Source organism: Nonomuraea sp. bgisy101 (genome assembly GCF_057708945.1).
In genome coordinates, this window is sequence record NZ_JBYITD010000002.1 from 496,005 (window position 1) to 512,822 (window position 16,818).

Genomic DNA, 16,818 nt, shown 5'->3' on the forward strand with positions numbered 1-16,818 from the left:
CGCGGTTATGTTCCCGCGTCAGCTGGAAAGATACGCCTCCCTGACATCGCGCCTGCTCAGCTTGCCCGTCGGAGTGCGCGGCAACCGCGCGCGGTATTCGACCACCCGCGGATGCTTGAGCCTGGCCAGGCGCGGCTCGCAGTGGCGCAGCAGCTCGGCGGTGAGCTCGTCGCCCGGCGTCGCGCCCTCGGCGGGCTGGACCAGCGCGACGATCCTGTGGCCCCACTCCTCGTCGGGCACGCCGATCACGGCCACGTCGGCGACCGCCGGATGTTCGAGCAGGGCCGCCTCGATCTCGGCGGGGTAGACGTTGACCCCGCCCGAGATGATCAGATCGGTCCTGCGGTCCAGCAGGAACAGGTAGCCGTCCTCGTCGAGGTAGCCGATGTCGCCGGGGGTGTAGTCGCGGCCGCGCATCGTCGCCGCGGTCTTGGCGGGATCGCCGTGGTATTCGAACCTGTTGATGCCGCCGATGTAGACCAGCCCGGGCTCGCCGGGGGCGGCTTCGCGGCCGTCGTCGCCCACGATCGTGAACGTCATCCCCTCCAGCGCCCTGCCGACCGTGCCCGGCTTGGCCAGCCACTCCCGCGAGGACACCATCGTCGCCACGGCGGCCTCGGTCGAGCCGTAGTACTCCCACAGCACGGGCCCCAGCCAGTCGATCATCGCGTGCTTGGTCGCGGGCGGGCACGGGGCGGCGCCGTGGTAGAGGTGGGTGAGCGAGGACAGGTCGTACGTCCGCCGATCGGGCACGGCGAGCAGCCGGTGGAACATCGTCGGCACCATGAACGCGTTCGTCACCCGGTGGCGCTCGATCAGCTCCAGAGCCCGCACGGCGTCGAACCTCTCCGGGGCGACGACGGCGTGGCCCAGGTTGAGCGCCATCATCGCCTGGCCGTAGGGAGCGGAGTGGTAGAGCTGCGAGCACACCAGGTGGACCCCGCCGAACGGCAGCCCGAAGTGCTTCCAGCTCTTACGCATGAGGATGGGGTAGAGGTCCTCGGGCGTCAGGTCGAGCAGGCGCCGCCGTACCCCCTTGGGCCTGCCGGTGGTGCCCGAGGTGTAGAGCATCATCGAGCCCGCCCTCCGGTGCGGTGGCGAGCCCGCGGGCCGGTCGTCCACGTCGAGAGGGGAGCGGACGACGACCTTCGCCCCGCTGTCGGCGACGATGTAGTCGATCTCCTCCTCGGTGAAGTGCCAGTTCACCGGGACGTGGTAGGCGCCGAGCTGGTAGGTGGCGAGCATCATGGCCAGCGCCTCGGAGCCGTTGCGCAACACCGTGACCACGGCGTCGCCCGGCCCGGTCCCGCGCTCGGCCAGGCCGTGGGAGAGCCGGTTGGCGCGGGCGAGCAGCTCCCCGTAGGTGCGGCCGTCCTCCCCGAGGACGGCGGGTCGGTCGGGCTCGGCGGCGGCGATCTCGTAGAAGCCCCTCATGCGGTGACCTTACAGAATTACATTCTGTCCAAGGAAGACGGTCGATCACGTAGCCTCGGAACATGGCGCACAATCAGGGACAGGAGCCGTATCAACCCTCCTATGACGCGCCCACCACTCCTTTCCAGCGAGTGGAGCTCTCGCCTGCCGACCGGACCGTCAACGTGCCGATGCCGCCGACGGCGGGGCCGTTCAGGACGCCGCCCGCTCCGCCGCGCAGGGGGTTCGTGGGACGGCTCGTGACGGGCATCGGCGACGTGCCGATCAAGGCCGTCTACCTGCTCGCCGCGGTGATCGCCACCGTGCTCGCGGTGGTCGCGATCTTCGCGCTGTTCTCCGGCGACGAGCCGAACGCGATCGAGCCGCAGCGCGCGCAGGATTCCGGTCCTGCCCCCGCGTCCGGGGCGGGAGAGGCGGGAGTGGCGTTGGCGCCGGTGCCGGAGAGCCTCGCCTTCCCTGCCATGGCGGGCAAGGCCAGCAAGGTGATCGGCACGGTCGTCGACAAGCGGACCGGCATCAGCTACCCCAAGCTCGGCACGCCGTGGGCGGCGAAGTCCTTCGCGCCGTTCGTGATCGCCCAGCGGGTGGGGAAGGTGGAGCTCCCGCACACGATGGTGGCCTCTGCGCCGCTTCCCGTGACCGCGGACAAGCCCGTGACGAGTGCCGACTACAGGGAGCTCGCGGTCAGGGCGGCCCGCTGGTCGCTGCGCACCCAGCATCCCGAGGACGGCACGGTCACCTGGACGGCCTCGCAGAAGCCGGTCAAGGGCAAGGGCTGGATCGTCGGCTTCAAGGTCGACTACACCCTCGACGGCGAACGGCACTCGTCGCAGGCGCTGGCCGCGGTGATCGAGGCGGGCAGGAAGAAGCCGGCCATGCTGCTGGCCACGATCCCCGACAGCGACAAGAGCCACTGGCGCGACCTCAACACTCTCGTGAAGGGGCTACGTTCGGCATAGAAGCATCCTCTAGAATATGGTTCTGGGAACCATAGGAGGCTGACATGGCGATCGGGTTGAGCGAGGAGCACGAGGCGCTCCGCGAGTCGGTGGCGGGCTGGGCGGAGCGCAACGTGCCCGCCGAGGTCGTGCGGTCCCAGGAGGGCGGGCGCCCGCCGTTCTGGACGGGCCTCGCCGAGCAGGGGCTGCTTGGCCTGCACCTGCCCGAGGAGTTCGGCGGATCGGGGTACGGCCTGCTGGAGGCGGCCGTGGCCGTCGAGGCGCTGGCGGAGCGCATGACCCCTGGCCCCTTCGTGCCGACCGTGCTGGCCGGCGCGGTCATCGCCGCGTCCGGTTCCGAGAAGGCGCGCGCCGAGCTGCTGCCCGGGCTCGCCGACGGCTCGCTCACCGGCGCGGTCGCCCTGTCGGCCGCCCTCACCGGGGACGGCGGCGACTCCATGGTCGTCTCGGGTACGGCGACGCAGGTGCTCGGCGGCGCGATGGCCGACGTGCTCGTCCTGCCCGTCGGCGGCGTATGGGTGGCGGTGGACGCCGCGCAGGCCGAGATCGAGCAGGTCAAGTCGCTCGACATCACCAGGGCCGTGGCCACGGTGACGCTGGACGCGGTGGCCGTGCCGGCCGACCGGGTGCTCGGCGCGGTCGACGTCAGGAACCTCGCGGCGATCATCCTGGGCGCCGAGGCGACAGGGCTCGCGGCCTGGTGCGTGCGGGCGGCGGCCGACTACGCCAAGGTGCGCGTGCAGTTCGGACGGCCGATCGGGCAGTTCCAGGGCATCAAGCACAAGCTGTCGCGCATGCTCGTCGCGCTGGAGCAGGCACGCGCCACCGTGTGGGACGCGACCAGGGCCACCGGCGACGAGCGCGACTACGCGGCGGCCATCGCGGGCGTCATGGCGCCCGACGCGGCCGTGCAGTGCGCGAAGGACGCCATCCAGACCTTCGGCGGCATCGGCTACACCTTCGAGCACGACGCCCACCTCTACTACCGGCGCGCCCTCACCCTCAGAGCGCTGCTCGGCTCCTCCGCGACATGGGCCGCCACGGTCGCCGAACTCGCTCTCGCCGGCGTCCAGCGCCCCATGGAGATCGACCTGCCCGAGTCGGCGGCGGCCCTGCGCGCCTCGATCGCCGCCGAGATCGCCGACCTCGCCGCTCTGGAGGGCGTCGAGCAGCGCAGGGCGCTCGCCTCCGCGGGGTTCGTGATGTCGCACCTGCCCAGGCCGTGGGGGCGCGACGCCGACCCGCTGGAGCAGGTCCTCATCCAGCAGGAGCTCAAGGCCGCCAAGGTCAAGCTTCCCAACATGATCATCGGTGCGTGGGTGGTGCCGTCCGTCGTCGCGTACGGCACGCAGGAGCAGCAGGAGCGCTTCCTGCCCAAGACCCTCAGCGGCGAGACGATCTGGTGCCAGCTGTTCTCCGAGCCCGGAGCGGGCTCCGACCTCGCGTCGCTGCAGATGAAGGCGACCCAGGTGGAGGGCGGCTGGACCCTCACAGGCCAGAAGATCTGGACCTCCGTCGCGCACGTCGCCGAATGGGGCATCTGCATCGCGCGCAACTCCTCCGCGGGCTCCAAGCACGAGGGCATCACCTACTTCCTCGTGGACATGAAGTCGCCTGGAGTCACGGTCAGGCCGCTGACGGAGATGACCGGCGAGAACCTGTTCAACGAGGTGTTCCTCGACGAGGTGTTCGTGCCGGACTCGCTGGTCGTCGGGCAGGTGGGCGAAGGCTGGAAGGTCGCGCGCAACACGCTGTCCAACGAGCGGGTGTCGCTGTCCTCGGGGTCGGGCGGCACCGGCGCGTCCGTGCCCGACCTGCTCGGGCTCGTCTCCCGGCTCGGCAGGCCGTTGACGGCGGTGGAGGAGCAGGCGGTCGCGGCCGTCGTGTGCGAGGGACACTCGATCAACGCCCTGTCGCTCCGCGTGACGCTCAAGCAGCTGGCGGGCTCCGAGCCCGGCGCCGACGCCTCGGTCCGGAAGCTGCTGTCGACCTCGCACGCCCAGCACGTGTCGGAGACGGCGGTGGAGCTGCTGGGCGAGGCGGCGACGGTCGCGGCGGACATGAGGCTGGGGGACGCGGGCTACTGGAACAGGGCGGTGCTGGCGACCCGGGCGATGACGATCTACGGCGGGACGACGGAGGTGCAGCTCAACATCATCGGCGAGCGCATGCTCGGCCTTCCCCGCGACCCCGAACCCGGCAAGTAGCCAGGCGTTCCCCGACCGGCCGCCCACCCCGCTTCGTCGCGGTGCGCGGCCGGTCCTTCGGGGACGCTTCCTGAAGCCCGGGAGGGCCGGCGCGCGACCACCGGCTGGGCCACGGCGCTGGGCGATCCGGCGATCATCGCGGCGCTGAACCGACCAAAGGTTCTAGAGTAGAACGCGTTGCAGTTTTCCCGGCCCCGATCGTATCGTCGGCCCATGCGGACACGTGTCACCGACCTGTTCGGGATCGAGTTACCGATTTTCGCCTTCAGCCACTGCCGGGATGTCGTCGCCGCGGTCAGCCGCGCGGGCGGGATGGGCGTGCTGGGCGCCCTCTACTTCACCCCGGAAGAGCTCGAGATGGAGCTCAAGTGGATCGACGACCACGTCGACGGCAAGCCGTACGGCGTCGACGTCGTCATGCCCGCCTCCTACGAGGGGGCCGACTTCCCGCCGGAGGAGCTGGTCTCCCGCCTGCAGGGCATGATCCCCGACGGTCACAGGAGCTTCGTCGAGAACCTGCTCGCCGAGCACGGCGTCCCGCCGCTGTCGGACGACGCCGACCCGGGCAAGGTGCTGCTCGGCTGGACGGACGCCACCGCCAGGCCGCAGGTCGAGGTGGCGCTGCGGCACCCGATCGCGCTGCTGGCCAACGCCCTGGGCCCGCCCCCCGCCGACGTCGTCGAGCTGGCGCACGCGCAGGGGGTCAAGGTCGCCGCCCTGGCCTCCACCCCACGCCACGCCGTCAAGCAGGCCGAGGTCGGCGTGGACGTGGTCGTCGCGCAGGGCACCGAGGCCGGCGGTCACACCGGCGAGATCTCCACGATGGTGCTGATCCCGCAGGTCGTGGACGCCCTTCGGGGCGCGGGTCCTGACGGCTCCGACGTGCCGGTCCTGGCGGCGGGCGGCATCGGCGGCGGCAGGCAGATGGCCGCGGGCATGGCACTGGGCGCGGAAGGCGTGTGGACGGGATCGATCTGGCTGACCGTCGAGGAGGCGGACACGCCCGAGCTGGCCAAGCGGCGGATCCTGTCGGCCACCTCCAGGGACACGGTCCGCTCGCGCAGCTGGACGGGCAAGCCCGCCAGGCTGCTCAGGAACGAGTGGACCGACGCGTGGGAGGCGGAGAGCTCGCCGGGCACGCTGCCGATGCCGCTGCAGTTCATGCTGGTGTCGGACGCGTTGCGGCGCATCGGCCGGTCCGACGCCGCAGAGCTGGCGACCTTCCCCGCCGGGCAGATCATCGGGACGATGAACCAGGTGAAGAGCGCGCGCGACGTGGTGTTCGAGATGGTGGAGGAGTACATCGAGGCCATGGAACGGCTCGGCCGCATCACCGAGTCCTGACCTGGCGGAGGGAGGGGAGCGCTCCTCCGCGGGGCGGCGCTCCCGACTTCCTTGACGGCGAGGGCGAGCCGCCCGGCGGCCGGCGTCCCGCGGGAGGTGACCGGGCGACTCTCCTGGACGGCGAGCCGCCGGGCGGGTCAGCGTCCGTGGAAGGCGGCGGGGCGCTTCTCCTTGAAGGCTCTGGCGCCCTCCTTCGCGTCCTCCGAGCCGATCACCGGCCAGCCGTACTCGTCGGACACCTTCAGCGCCTCGGGCTCCGAGAGCCCGAGCGTGTCCCGGTAGGTGCGCAGGATCGCCTGTACGGCAAGCGGCCCCGAGGCCGCGATGTCGTCGGCGATCTCCCGCGCCACCGCCAGGGCCCGGCCGTCGGGGACGACCCTGTTGACCAGCCCCATGGACAGCGCCTCGGCCGCGGTGACCGAGCGTCCGGTGAGGAGCAGGTCCATGGCGTGGCAGTAGGGGATCTGACGGGGCAGCCTGACGGCGCTGCCGCCCATGGGGAACAGCGCCCGCTTGGCCTCGAACAGCCCGAGTGTGGCCGACTCGGCCACCACTCGCAGGTCCGTGCCGACGAGCAGTTCGGTACCGCCCGCGACCGCGTAACCCTCGGCCGCGCAGACGATCGGCTTGGTCGGCAGCTCCTCGCGCAGCAGCCCCTTCCAGTGGAAGTTCGGGATGGCGGCGGCCCTGGCCTGGACCTCGGGATCGGTGGACGGCCGGCCCATCGCCTTGAGGTCGGCGCCCGCGCAGAAGGTGCCGTTCGCGCCGGTCAGGACGGCCACGCGGACCTCCGGTTCGGCCGAGACGTAGGCCCAGGCGGAGGCGAGGCCGATGAGCATATCGGACGACAGGGCGTTCTTGGCCTCGGGGCGGTCCATGGTGACGATCACGACGTGGCCGTCTCGTTCGACGCGACAGTGGGGGGTGCTGATCGGCAGGGTCTCCATGACTGACCTCCATCATCACAAACCAAGCGCTTGGTAGCGCTGATCCTCTCAGGGAAGGCGCTCCCATGGAAGGGCGGCGGAAGGAGGGGCGTGGCGGTCCGCCCTTGCGTCCGGCCGGGATGTTGCCGACAGTGGGGGGACCGAGCCCGCGCGATATCGCCGGCGGGGGGTGCGGCGCCCGGTGTGGCGGGTGGGGCTAAATCAAGCGCTTGCTAGGCCGCTTCGCTCCGGGTTAGTCTGCCGTCACAAACGAGAACAGGTTCTCGTTTGCCGTGTTGAGGGAGTTCCCTATGGGCACGCTCGGATTCTGGAGGCTGGCGCAGGCGGATCCCGAGTGGATCGCCGCGGTCGATCCCGACGGCGCCGAACATCGCGCGGGGGACCTGCTCGCCAGGGCCAACCAGCTCGTCCACGGCCTGCGCGAGCTCGGCCTCCGGCCGGGTGACGGCATCTGCGGCCTGGTCCCGAACGGGGTCGACGGACTCGTCCTCTACCTCGCGGCGTTACAGGCGGGCTGGTACTACACGCCGATCAACTGGCACCTGGCCCCGCCCGAGATCGCTTACATCGTGGCCGACAGCGAGGCCAAGGCCTTCTTCGTCCACCCGCGCTTCCGCGACATCGCCCCCCTGGTCGAGGGCGGCTCGTTCGCCTTCGGTGACATCCCGGGCTTCAGGCCGGTGGCGGAGCTGACGGAGGGCCGCCCGACCACGGCGCCTGCGGACCGTACGGCGGGCGCCGCCATGCACTACACCTCGGGCACCACCGGCAAGCCCAAGGGCGTCAGGCGCAAGCTGTCCGGCCTGGATCCCGACGACGGCGCCGAGCTGATGACGTTCCTGCTCACCCTGTTCGGCATCACGCCGGGCAGACCCAACGCCCATCTGGTCACCTCGCCGAGCTACCACACCGCCGTCACCCAGTTCGGCGGTACGGCGCTGCACATGGGCCACACCCTCGTCTACATGGACAAGTGGGAGGCCGAGGAGACGCTCCGCCTGTGCGAGCGCTACCGGGTCACCAACTCGCACCTCGTGCCCACGCACTTCAAACGCCTGCTGTCCCTGCCGGAGGAGACCCGCGCGAAGTACGACCTCTCGTCGCTCCGGTGGATGATCCACGCCGCCGCGCCCTGCCCGGTCCCCGTGAAGTGGGCGATGTTCGAGTGGTGGGGTGACTGCATCTACGAGTACTACGCGGCCACCGAGGGCGGCGGCACGATCGCCACGCCCGACGGCTGGAAGAAGCATCCGGGGACCGTGGGCACCGCATGGCCGATCAGCGAGCTCCTCATCGTGGACGACGAGGGCGAACCCGTCCCGACGGGAACGCCGGGCACGATCTACATGAAGATGATGGGCGTCGCCTTCGAGTACAAGGGCGATCCGGACAAGACCGCCGCCGGCCGCCTGAGGGACCACTTCACAGTCGGCGACATCGGCTACCTCGACGAGGACGGCTTCCTCTACCTCTGCGACCGCAAGGCCGACCTGATCATCTCGGGCGGGGCGAACATCTACCCCGCCGAGATCGAGAACGAGATCGTGATCCATCCCTCGGTCGCCGACGTGGCCGTGTTCGGGATCCCCGACGAGGAGTGGGGCGAGCAGATCAAAGCCGTCGTCGAGCCCGCGCAGGGCGTCACCCCCGGCCCCGAACTGGCCGCCGAGATCCTCGACTCGCTGGAGGGCCGCCTGGCCAGGATGAAGTGGCCCAAGTCGATCGACTTCATCGAGGAGATGCCGCGCGAGCCCAACGGCAAGCTGCTCAAACGCAAGCTCCGCGCGCCGTACTGGGAGGGCCGCGACCGTGCCATCTGAGCCGGGTTCCGACGCGCTGACCGCCGACCACGTGCTGGAGTTCCCCGGCGGCTACACCAGGACCACGGGCCCCGTGATCGGACGCTTCCTCACCGAGTTGAGGGACGGACGGCTCATGGGGGTCCGCACCGCCGAGGGCAGGACGCTGGTGCCCCCGCTGGAGTACGACCCCGCCACCGGCGAGCCCGTGACCGACGAGTGGGTCGAGGTCGGCCCGGCGGGTACGGTCACCGCCTCGGCCTGGGTGCGGGAGCCGCTGGACGGTCACCCGCTCGACCGCCCCTTCGCCTGGGCTCTGATCAAACTCGACGGCGCCGACACCTCGCTGGTCCACGCCGTCGACGCGGACAACCCCAAGGCGCTGCCGCCCGGCACCAGAGTCCGCCCGGTCTGGCGCGCCACTCGCACGGGTCACATCTCGGACATCTCCCACTTCGCGCCCGAAGTCACGAAGATCGTCTCGCCGATCAGGTCCGCCTACAAGCTGACCGCCAGCCCCTCCCTGACCAGGTTCCTCGAAGGCGTCAGGGACGGCGTGTTCATCGGCTGCCGCTGCGGCGTCTGCGACAAGGTCTACGTCCCCTACCGCCTGTCGTGTCCCGAATGCGGCAACCCGATCACCGAGGAGGTGCCGCTGCCCGACACGGGCACCATCACCACCTTCGCGATCAACAACCTGCCCGACCCGCGCGCCCCCGAGGTGCCCTTCGTCTCCGCCTACATCCTGCTCGACGGCGCCGACATCCCGATGATCGCCCTGGTCGGCGGGATCCCCGCCCACGAGGTACGGCAGGGCATGCGGGTGCGCGCCGCGTGGGTGCCGGAGCAGGAGCGCACCCTCTCGATGTCGAACATCAAATGGTTCGCCCCCACGGGCGAGCCGGACGTGGAGTTGTGATGCGTGACGTGGCCGTCGTCGCCTTCGCCCAGACCAGGCACACCGCCCACGACACGGGCCTGTCGGAGCCCGAGCTGATCCTGCCGGTCATCAGAGCGGTGCGGGAGCAGTCCGGCCTGTCGGCGTTCGGCTTCACCTGCTCAGGCTCGTGCGATTATCTCGCGGGCGCGCCCTTCTCGTTCGTGTCAGCGCTCGACGCGCTGGGCGCGTGGCCGCCGATCTCCGAGTCCCACGTGGAGATGGACGCCGCCTGGGCACTCTACGAGGCCTGGGTACGGCTTCAGCACGGCGACGTCGACAGCGCGCTCGTCTACGGCTTCGGCAAGTCGTCGCTCGGCGACCTACGCACGATCATGACGCTCCAGCTCGACCCCTACTACCTGGAGCCGCTGGGGCTGGACCAGCTGTCCTTCGCCGCGCTCCAGGCGGGCGCGCTCGGCGCGGACCGCAAGGCGCTCGACGAGATCGCCAGGCGCAGCCGTACGGACGGGCTGAGCAACCCGAACGCGCTCCACCTGCCGCTCGACGAGGGCGAGCCGGTCGTGGAGCCGTTGAAGGAGTGGGACATCGCGCCGATCACCGACGGGGCCGCCGCGGTGGTACTGGCGGCGGGCGACCTCGCCAGGCGGATCCACGCCAGGCCCGCCTACATCAGGGGCATCGCGCATCGCATCGAGCCCCACTACCTGGGCATGCGAGACCTGGCCAGGTCGGCCTCCGCCGCCGACGCGGGACGCGCGGCGGGCGTCGGCAAGGGAGCCGTCGACGTGGCCGAGTTGCACGCGTCCTTCAGCCACGAGGAGATCATCCTGCGGGAGGCGCTCGAGCTGCCGTCCTCGACGGTGATCAACCCGTCGGGCGGGCCGCTGGCCGCCAACCCCGTCATGGCCACGGGGCTCATCAGGATCGGCGAGGCGGCCCAGCGGATCATGGACGGCACCGCCGGCCGTACCGTCGGGCACGCCGCCGGCGGCCCCTGCCTGCAGCACAACCTCGTGACCGTGATGGAGGCGGGATGAGGATCGGCACGCGTTCCAGTCGGACGAGGATCGGTGAGCGGCATGGGTAACCGATGTGCGGTGGTCGGCGTCGGCCAGACGCACTACACCACCAAGCGCAGGGACGTCTCCATCGCCGGTCTGGTGCGCGAGGCCGCGCTCAGGGCGCTGGAGGACGCGGGCCTGACGTTCAAGGACATCGACGCCGTCGTCATCGGCAAGGCGCCCGACCTGTTCGAGGGCGTCATGATGCCCGAGGCCTACCTCGCCGACGCCCTCGGCGCCGCAGGCAAACCGATGATGCGCGTCCACACCGCCGGCAGCGTCGGCGGCTCCACGGCGCTGGTGGGCGCGAGCCTCATCCAGGGCGGCGTGCACGAGCGCGTGCTGGTCGTCGCCTTCGAGAAGCAGTCCGAGTCGAACGCCACCTGGGCCCTGTCCACGCATCTCCCGTTCAGCGCATCCCTCGTGGTCGGCGCGGGCGGCTACTTCGCCCCGCACATCCGCGAGTACATGCGAAGGACGGGCGCCCCCGGCCACATCGGCACCCTCGTCGCCGTCAAGGACCGCCAGAACGCGCTCAAGAACCCCTACGCCCACCTGAGGATCCCGGGGATCAGCCGCGAGATGGTCGAGTCCACGCCCATGCTGTGGGAGCCCATCCGCTACCTGGAGACCTGCCCGTCCTCCGACGGCGCGTGCGCCGTCGTCCTCTCCTCCGAGTCCGCGGTCACCGGCCATCCCGCGTGGGTCCACGGTACGGCGATGCGCTCCGAGCCGATTTTCCGCGCCGGACGCGACACCGTGAACCCGCAGGGCGGCAAGGACTGCGCCGCCGACGTCTACCGCCAGGCCGGCATCGCCGACCCCCGTCGAGACATCGACGTCGCCGAGGTCTACGTGCCGTTCTCCTGGTATGAGCCGATGTGGCTGGAGAACCTGGGGTTCGCGGCCGAGGGCGAGGGCTGGAAGCTCACCGAGTCGGGCGCGACCGCGCTCGACGGCGACATCCCGTGGAACGCGTCGGGAGGCGTGCTGTCCTCCAACCCGATCGGCGCCTCGGGGCTGATCCGTTTCGCCGAGGCGGCGCTGCAGGTGCGAGGGATGGCGGGCGAGCACCAGGTCGACGGCGCCCGCCGCGCTCTCGGTCACGCCTACGGCGGCGGCGCCCAGTTCTTCGCCATGTGGATCGTCGGCTCCGACAAACCCTGACACCGCTCGTCCGCTCCACCCCCTTGAGACCACGCCAGGCCCCCGGCGAACCGGAACCTCGGACCCGAGGGCCACCCGCGGAGGAGGCCCCGATGGAGTTCAACCACGCCGACCTGTTCGAAGGCCTCGCCGACGCCATCGGGGACCGCGTCGCCGTGGTCTGCGGCGAGCGCAGGCTCACCTACGCCGAGCTCGACGCGCACGCCAACCGCCTCGCCCACCACCTACACGACCAGGGGGTACGGCCCGGCGACCACGTGGGCACGCAGCTCTACAACGGCATCGAGTACATCGCCACGCTCCTGGCCACGCTCAAGCTCCGCGCGGTGCCGGTGAACGTGAACTACCGCTACGTCGAGGCCGAACTGCTCTACCTCTACACCGACTCCCGCATCGTCGCGCTTGTCTACGACGTGGAGTTCGACGAGCGGGTCGCCGCGGTCGCACCGCAGGCTCCGGAGCTGCGCCACCTCATCGCCGTGGGAGGGGAGTCGGCGATCGGTGCGGCGGTGCCGTACGAGAAGGCGCTGGAGGGCCGGCCGGACACGCGCGGGTTCGAACCCAGGTCGGGCCAGGACGTCTACATCATCTACACCGGCGGCACCACCGGCATGCCCAAGGGAGTGATGTGGCACTCGGAGGACCTGTTCATGGGCTTCGGCGGCGGCAACCCGTACGGCGAGCCGCGCGAGAGCCCCGAGCAGGTGATCGAGGAGGCGGCCAGGGCCGATCCGCTGATCATGATGGCGGTGGCGCCGCTGATGCACGGGGCGGCGCAGATGGCCACGTTCATCAGCTGGTGGATGGGCGCGACCATGGTGTACGTGCGCAGGTTCGAGGCCGCCGACGTGCTGCGCACGGTCGAGCGGGAGAAGGTGCAGTCGATGAACATCACCGGCGACGCCATGGCCAGGCCCCTGGCCGACGAGATCGCGGCGGGGGCCTACGACCTGGGGTCGCTGTTCGTGATCAGCTCCACGGGGGCCATTCTCACCGGCGCGGTCAGGGACCGGCTGCAGGAACTCCTGCCGAACACGATGATCCTGGACAACTTCGGCTCGACCGAGTCGGGATTCACCGCCTCGGGGGTGGCGGGGTCCTCGCCGGAGAAGGGGCTGCGCTACCAGCCGAACTCCACGGCCAGGCTGGCGGTGCTGGACGAGCGGCTCCAGCCGGTGAAACCGGGCGTGCTGGGGACGGTGGCGAAGGCGGGAAGGATCGCGTTCGGGTACTACAACGACCCGGACAAGACGGCCAGGACGTTCGTGACGGATGAGGAGGGGACGCGCTGGCTGCTCACGGGCGACCTGGCGACGGTCGAACCCGATGGGACGATCAACATGTTCGGCAGGGGATCGCAGTGCATCAACACCGGAGGGGAGAAGGTGTTCCCCGAGGAGATCGAGGCCGTGCTCAAGGGGCATCCGGCGGTGTTCGACGCGGTGGTGACCGGGGTGCCGGACGAGCGGTGGGGCAACAGGGTCGCGGCGGTCGTCGAGGCGCGCAAGGGTGTTCCGGTCACGCGGGAGGAACTGGACGCGCACTGTAGGAACAGCCTGTCGGGGTACAAGGTGCCCCGGACATACGCGTTCGTGGACGAGATGGTGCGGTCACCGGCGGGCAAGGCGGACTACCGCTGGGCTCGGGAGCAGGTCCTGATCCAGGAATGACCCGATCCAGGGCCGGGTTTCGAACGGATGCCTCGAAGCGGAGAGGCACGGAAACGAAGGGATCCCGCGCCGGGCGTCGGCGCGGGATCCTCGGGGTCGCGAGGTCAGGCCTTGGCGGGTTCGCCCGTGAACGCGGCGGCGGCGCCCAGACCCAGGTAGATGACGCCGCTGCTCACGTCGAGACGGCGACGCGCGCGGGTGGAGCGGCGCAGGCGCCCTGACAGGGCCGAGGCGAGCAGGGCGTAGGCGCCGTCGCTGGCCATCCCGAGGGCGATCCACACCACGCCGAGCAGGATGATCTGCGGGGCCACGGGCCCGAGCTCGGGCTTCACGAACTGCGGCAGGAACGCGAGAAAGAAGATCGCGGTCTTGGGGTTGAGGACGTTCACCACGAACCCCTCCCAGAACACCCTGGAGCGCGAGTGGCTTCTCACCGTCGCGAGCTCACCGTCGTCGGACCTGGTCATGAGCTTGCGGATGCCGAGCCACACCAGGTAGGCGACGCCCAGCCACTTGACGACCATGAACGCCGTCGCGCTGGCCGCCAGCAGCGCGCTGATGCCGAGTGCGGCCGCGGCCACGTGGACGATGGAGCCGGTGTGAATGCCGAGCACCGACACCAGCCCCGTGACCCGTCCTTGCGCGACGCTCCTCGTGACGATGAAGACCACGGCGGGTCCAGGGACGAGCAGCAGGGCCATGGTGGCCGCGCAGAAGACGGCGAGGGTTGCGAAGTCCGGCATTCCGCCATGGTAGGAACGTCCTTCTCCGCAGGACAACGGTATTTCGGCCACTGAGACGGACGTGACGCGCCAGGCGGCGCGCAGGGCGTGGACGAGGGCGGTCGTGACGGGCCGAGGGAAGGGCCGTCCGGGAGCGCGGCGGTGGCTCAGCAGGCGGCGCGCAGGGCGTGCAGGAGGGCCGCGGTGGCGGGCGGCAGGGGAGGGGCGCCGTACGTGGCCGCGTACACGTGCCGGGTGGAGCCGGGGATCTCGGCCGCCGACACCGCTTCGTGCCGGTGGGCGCGCAGCGCGAGCCCCGGCAGGACGGTCACCCCCATCCCCGCCGCGACCAGCGCCTGCACGGCCACGATGTCGTCGCTGGTGAACGAGATCGACGGTTCGAAGCCGACCTGCGCGCACAGCTGCAGCAGGTGGCTCCTGCACCTGTCGCAGCCGCCGATCCACCGTGACGTCGCATGGGAGGCCAGCGTTCCGTGGCCGTCGGGCGTGACGAGGTAGCTCGGGTCGTCCAGCAGGTGGGTCATGCTCGTCCCGACCTCCTCCGGTGCCGTGTCGTCGTACCTGAAGATCACCGCGACGTCCACGCGTCCCGCGCGCAGCAGCCTCAGCGCCTCCGGCGGTTCGGTCTCCGTGAGGGTGAGCTGGAGCCCGGGATGCGTGGTGGCCAGTCCGGCGGCCGCGGCGGGGATGAACGTGCCGAGCGCCGAGGGGAAGGCGGCCAGCCGTACCCGGCCCGTGCGCAGGCCGACGTGGGCGGCCAGCTCCTCCGAGGCGGCGTCGAGGCGGCCGATGATCTCCGCGGCGCGGTCGGCGAGCAGCTTGCCCGCCTCGGTGAGGCGGATGCCCCTGCCGACCCTCTCGATGAGCTTGGCCCCTGTCTCGGCCTCCAGCCTCGACAGGTGATGGCTTACGGAGGGCTGCGAGTAGTGCAGCGTCCTGGCCGCCGCCGTGAGCGAGCCGGTGCGCGAGACGGCCAGGAGTACCCGGAGTCTGACCACATCAAGCATATCTATCAATATGCCAAAAAACTTCTGTTGGACCTATCGGTCTATATAGAGGAGCGTGAAAGGTATGGACGAACTGCTGCGAGCAATCAGGAAGATCACCACCAAGGGGCTCGACCCGCGGCACACCGCGTTCGCCGTCGCCGACCTGCTGAGGGCGAACCTCCCCGACCCCGCCGACCTCCTCACACCGGAGGAGCTGCTCGGCCATCCCGACCACTATGTCTCCACGGTCCGCCACGCCGAGAAGGACTTCTCGATCGTGACCGTGGTCTGGGGGCCCGGCCACGAGACGGTGATCCACGACCACGTGGCGTGGTGCGCGTTCGGCGTGCTCAGCGGGAACGAGCACGAGACCCTCTACCGCGACATGGGCGACCACCTGGTCGAGATCGGCCGCGCGGACAACCCGCCGGGAGACGTCTCGGGCTTCGCGCCGCCCGGGGACATCCACAAGGTGCGCAACACCAGCGGCGAGATCGGCGTCTCGCTCCACGTCTACGGCGCAGACCTGAGCGCCTCAGGCACCAGCGTCCGCCGCGTCTACGACCTGCCCGTCCGATCCCTGACCGCTTCGGGCTCCGCCTGACCGCGTACGGCGCGGCCGAGCCCTCGACGTCGGGCGACGCCCGCTCGGCCTCGATCACGCGCGCCTCGACGGAGCCGCCAGGCGGCCCCGCCTCGTCCATGGCGCGCGCTTCCTGATCTTCCTCCACGCCTCGCGGTAGCGCGGACGGCGCCGTCAGTGTCCCGTCGGGAGGGCTTCCGTGAGCTTCATGGGCCCCTCTCCCGGCGCTTCGAGCTCGGGCAGGTCGGCGGCCTCCATGACCAGATCACGCGGCGGTGCCTCGACGGTCACCTTGGCACCCCACCCGGTGAAGCGCAGGTCGGCGCGCACGCCCATCCTGATGTGCTCGTTCGTCCGGTAGGAGAAGCCGGTGGCCAGGCGGGTGACCCTGCCCTCGGCGTCGAACCAGAGAGCCCATGCGAGCTTCCCGCCGGTCCCCGTCCGCACGCCGAGGGGCCGGCCGGGGATCTTGCGGATGTCGATGGCGCCCCTCGCCGAGCGAGGGCCCGTCGACGAGGCCGTGGCGAGCAGCGCCTTCAGCGCGCCGGGCTGGAAGAGATCGACGGTGAGATCCGCGGGACCGGGCGCGGAAAAGCGGTTGCGCAGCCACTTCTTGTCCAGCGGCAGCCTGCCGACCAGCTTCCCGCCCGAGACGTACTCCGTGCCCTTGACCCTGATGAGGAGGGTGGGGAAGCTGAACTCCGTGCCCAGGGCCTCGGTGCCTGGCGGCCTGTGGAAGGTGGTCGAGTCGTCGGTGTCGACGCCCCCTCCCTTGCGGAACCCGACGACGCGGTCGGTCCTGTACGTGTTGGCCTGCCTGCCGTCGAACGTCATGCGGGTGACCGCGGAGACGGTGACGCCCCTGCCGGGGGCCATCTCGGCCTGGAGCGCCTTGACCGGGTCGGGGGCGGCGGCGTGGGCGGGCAGCGGCGCGAGCGCGACGAGACCCGCGGCGAGGCCGGCGATGTAGCTCTTCATGCGGTTCCTTCGACATCCTGGGGGCGAAGAGGAATC

General features: G+C 70.7%; 14 protein-coding genes. 9 read left to right on the plus strand and 5 right to left on the minus strand.

Features of this window, described 5'->3' with window-relative positions; translation table 11 throughout:
* Positions 1–18 precede the first annotated feature (18 nt).
* On the minus strand, positions 19–1,434 hold the full coding sequence (locus AC3EO4_RS05870; RefSeq protein WP_431894145.1) for an AMP-binding protein: 1,416 nt from the start codon (positions 1,432–1,434) through the stop codon (positions 19–21).
* Positions 1,435–1,496: 62 nt separating this feature from the next.
* On the opposite strand from AC3EO4_RS05870, the gene AC3EO4_RS05875 reads away from it, so the two are divergent.
* The 3 genes from AC3EO4_RS05875 to AC3EO4_RS05885 all read left to right on the plus strand — a co-directional run bounded on the left by AC3EO4_RS05875 (position 1,497) and on the right by AC3EO4_RS05885 (position 5,944).
* Positions 1,497–2,393 (plus strand): hypothetical protein, encoded by an 897-nt coding sequence (locus tag AC3EO4_RS05875; RefSeq protein ID WP_431894146.1) that lies wholly within the window; start codon positions 1,497–1,499, stop codon positions 2,391–2,393.
* A gap of 44 nt (positions 2,394–2,437) precedes the next feature.
* Positions 2,438–4,600, plus strand: coding sequence for an acyl-CoA dehydrogenase family protein (locus tag AC3EO4_RS05880; protein ID WP_379571386.1), 2,163 nt, complete (start codon positions 2,438–2,440; stop codon positions 4,598–4,600).
* Between the two features lie 213 nt (positions 4,601–4,813).
* Positions 4,814–5,944 (plus strand): NAD(P)H-dependent flavin oxidoreductase, encoded by a 1,131-nt coding sequence (locus tag AC3EO4_RS05885; protein WP_379571388.1) that lies wholly within the window; start codon positions 4,814–4,816, stop codon positions 5,942–5,944.
* A 137-nt stretch (positions 5,945–6,081) separates the two neighbouring features.
* On the opposite strand, the gene AC3EO4_RS05890 is transcribed toward AC3EO4_RS05885, so the two are convergent.
* On the minus strand, positions 6,082–6,891 hold the full coding sequence (locus AC3EO4_RS05890) for a crotonase/enoyl-CoA hydratase family protein (RefSeq protein ID WP_379571390.1): 810 nt from the start codon (positions 6,889–6,891) through the stop codon (positions 6,082–6,084).
* A 290-nt stretch (positions 6,892–7,181) separates the two neighbouring features.
* Here AC3EO4_RS05890 and AC3EO4_RS05895 point away from each other — a divergent pair, with 290 nt between their 5' ends.
* The 5 genes from AC3EO4_RS05895 (at position 7,182) to AC3EO4_RS05915 (ending at position 13,489) form a co-directional block, all read left to right on the plus strand.
* The gene (locus AC3EO4_RS05895; protein WP_379571392.1) at positions 7,182–8,711 is read left to right on the plus strand and encodes an acyl-CoA synthetase; all 1,530 of its coding nucleotides are present in this window, start codon (positions 7,182–7,184) and stop codon (positions 8,709–8,711) included.
* Complete coding sequence (locus tag AC3EO4_RS05900) at positions 8,701–9,609, plus strand: Zn-ribbon domain-containing OB-fold protein (RefSeq protein WP_379571394.1); 909 nt, start codon at positions 8,701–8,703, stop codon at positions 9,607–9,609. Before AC3EO4_RS05895 ends, AC3EO4_RS05900 begins: the two co-directional genes overlap by 11 nt.
* Positions 9,609–10,628, plus strand: coding sequence for a lipid-transfer protein (locus AC3EO4_RS05905; RefSeq protein WP_379571396.1), 1,020 nt, complete (start codon positions 9,609–9,611; stop codon positions 10,626–10,628). The genes AC3EO4_RS05900 and AC3EO4_RS05905 overlap by 1 nt, the downstream gene beginning before the upstream one ends.
* Positions 10,629–10,670: 42 nt before the next feature.
* Entirely contained in the window at positions 10,671–11,819 is a 1,149-nt protein-coding gene (locus tag AC3EO4_RS05910) for a thiolase domain-containing protein (protein ID WP_379571397.1), read from the plus strand.
* A gap of 92 nt (positions 11,820–11,911) precedes the next feature.
* On the plus strand, positions 11,912–13,489 hold the full coding sequence (locus AC3EO4_RS05915) for an acyl-CoA synthetase (RefSeq protein WP_431894150.1): 1,578 nt from the start codon (positions 11,912–11,914) through the stop codon (positions 13,487–13,489).
* 104 nt (positions 13,490–13,593) lie between these two features.
* Here the strand turns inward: AC3EO4_RS05915 and AC3EO4_RS05920 are convergent, their stop codons facing one another.
* Both AC3EO4_RS05920 and AC3EO4_RS05925 read right to left on the minus strand, forming a co-directional pair.
* Complete coding sequence (locus AC3EO4_RS05920; RefSeq protein ID WP_379571401.1) at positions 13,594–14,232, minus strand: LysE family translocator; 639 nt, start codon at positions 14,230–14,232, stop codon at positions 13,594–13,596.
* 146 nt (positions 14,233–14,378) lie between these two features.
* Entirely contained in the window at positions 14,379–15,239 is an 861-nt protein-coding gene (locus tag AC3EO4_RS05925; protein ID WP_431894151.1) for a LysR family transcriptional regulator, read from the minus strand.
* Positions 15,240–15,303: 64 nt separating this feature from the next.
* Here AC3EO4_RS05925 and AC3EO4_RS05930 point away from each other — a divergent pair, with 64 nt between their 5' ends.
* Positions 15,304–15,825, plus strand: coding sequence for a cysteine dioxygenase family protein (locus AC3EO4_RS05930; RefSeq protein ID WP_431894153.1), 522 nt, complete (start codon positions 15,304–15,306; stop codon positions 15,823–15,825).
* A 153-nt stretch (positions 15,826–15,978) separates the two neighbouring features.
* Here AC3EO4_RS05930 and AC3EO4_RS05935 read toward each other — a convergent pair whose 3' ends face one another.
* Positions 15,979–16,782, minus strand: a complete 804-nt coding sequence (locus tag AC3EO4_RS05935; RefSeq protein WP_379571407.1) for a hypothetical protein — start codon at positions 16,780–16,782, stop codon at positions 15,979–15,981.
* Positions 16,783–16,818: the final 36 nt, after the last annotated feature.